2 protein-coding genes are annotated in these 2,270 nt (G+C 35.5%); both read right to left on the reverse strand.

Annotation, left to right across the window (positions count from 1 at the left end):
- Window positions 1-45: 45 nt before the first annotated feature.
- Window positions 46-1,122 carry a hypothetical protein gene (locus F607_RS0126410; RefSeq protein WP_027710392.1) on the reverse strand — a complete coding sequence of 359 codons (1,077 nt, stop codon included), beginning with the start codon at window positions 1,120-1,122 and terminating at the stop codon, window positions 46-48.
- 339 nt (window positions 1,123-1,461) lie between these two features.
- Window positions 1,462-1,944, reverse strand: a complete 483-nt coding sequence (locus tag F607_RS0126415) for a cupin domain-containing protein (protein WP_027710393.1) — start codon at window positions 1,942-1,944, stop codon at window positions 1,462-1,464.
- Window positions 1,945-2,270 lie beyond the last annotated feature (326 nt).

Raw genomic sequence — 2,270 nt, forward strand, 5'->3', positions numbered from 1 at the left:
CATTCCTATCTTCTTGAAACTGCTTTGTGCTTAATGATTAACCTTTTACTTAGACATCTGTATATTTTTTGATTTTTGAGACACGTTCTTAGGCCCCGTAACCGCAGAAGAAATCCAATCCTGGTCAATGTATTGATCAAAACACCAGTTAATCGGTAAATCATAGGCTATACGGGCAACTCTCATCCATAAGTGAGTCCTTTCATAAATATTCACAGGTTCTTCAACTGATAATAACGGACTTCCTTCGAGCCGTGTTTTAAAGCATTCAAAAGAAATTCCTAGGTGATGTAATGCATATCGTTCGACAGCCAATACATTTGCGTCTATATCACCTAGCGCTTGGCATGCAAGTATGGGATAACTTTCCTTATCTGTCCTATCAGAAAAATAGATAACCTTTCCATTAAATAAAGACTCAAATAAATGTTTATCACATGAAATATATTTTTCTAAACCTACAACACGCAAATCTAAGCCAGGATACCTTGCTTTTAGAGCCTTCACATATCGACTATCTGCCTGACCATCACCGCACCCAATAGATAAATATATTAACGTTTTATTTTGACCAATATAAATGTCACCAACCATGCTGCACAATGAACTTATGGTCGCCTTATCAACTTTAGGACATATTATATGTACAATATAATCACAGATATCAATAGCATGCTTATTTGTTATGCACTTTTGCTCAATTACATGTTTAAGCGCAATCATAAGATAACGAACAATACAATCATTAACGGCTAACTCAAATGAATCATGAGCATGTATTGGTAAAGATAATAACACAGGTCTGATCTCCTCAACCTGTGGCATTTTAATGATATTGGTATACATTAATGCGTAATACCATTTACTTAATTTATCACTTATTACGAACTGAGGTATCACTTGTTTAATTAAACTTTGCTTTAAGCTTTCAATATCAAGACAAGAAAGAAGTAATGCTAACTGATGATGTCGCTCCACATCGCCTGAAGTAATATCTTTTTCTTCATCAATTTTACCGAGAACATTATCAACTATTGATGTGACTAAAACAGAAAAACTATTTTCATACTCAAGCAAATTTTTGCTTGTATAAATCCTTTTATCACATTTTGCTATAACCATAGTTTTCTCCTACTTAAGCAAACTCATGCAGGAAAAATACAGCCATCACACATCCCTGAGAAGTTGAACTATCCACAGACTTCTTTTACTTTAGGACACTTCTAATAATAGTAATTTTTTTTATGAGAGCAAGAAAGCACTACATGGAAAAACATACCCAAAACGAAGGGTTTTTAGTGGGGCTAGTCTGGACTGTTAAGACTAGCGATAGCATCAACAGTTTTTAATGGTGCTAGCTGAGTTATAATCACAGTATTTACGCAGTTACTATACCCTTCATGAATTATTTGTAGCTTTCAGATACTTAAATAGCATCATGACCACAAAAAATGTGCATATTTATGTCTTCTTACCTACAACAGGCCCCTCAATACTCGCCAAGTCCACCAAATTAGCTTTCATATCCTTATTTCTATAAATTCGTTTATTTTTATTAGGGTAATCGCCTACATCGTGATCTAACCGCTGCCCTACAACTATACACTTTAAAGTGACAGTCCCTGTATTAGTTAATTTATGGGATAACCCTCCTGCCCGATAACCTATAAAGTCACCCGCTTTAACATCGTAATAATGATCACCAATAGTAGCTTTTGCTTCACCTTCAAGGATATATACACATTCATCTTCATGGTAATGTTTATGTAATTCGGTGGATTCATAACCTGGCTGAACTTCTATAATATGAAAGCCAAAGCCTGTCAACCCAGTTAAATCGCCAAGTGATTTATTTCTTCTGCGCGCATTGGGGTTTAAAAAGTGCGTTTTATCAATACCTTCAAAGTCTTCTATTTCTTCTCTTGTGACTAGATATTTATCCATACCATCAGACCCCATTGTTGTTATATTCTGAGAGGTTAATATATCATCTATAAAATGATCAAGCTACACGGTTCATCTATACCCTTCACGAATGATTTCTAGGTTTTGTTATCTTCATTCCTCACCCCAATCACCTATTAATATAGGCTCATCGGACTTCGTCACTCGATGGCCGCACCTAAAAACCATTCGTATTGGGTATATAAACGCACTTTTTTCTAAGTATCTGTGTAACAATACTGTGGACACTTTTTGGCTGAGAGTCGTAGGTTGTACCAAAGATAGAAACTGCGAGAATGCGGTTATCAACGTCGTATTGTCACAGG

This window comes from Zooshikella ganghwensis DSM 15267 (genome assembly GCF_000428585.1).
GTDB classification, from domain to species: Bacteria; Pseudomonadota; Gammaproteobacteria; order Pseudomonadales; family Zooshikellaceae; genus Zooshikella; species Zooshikella ganghwensis.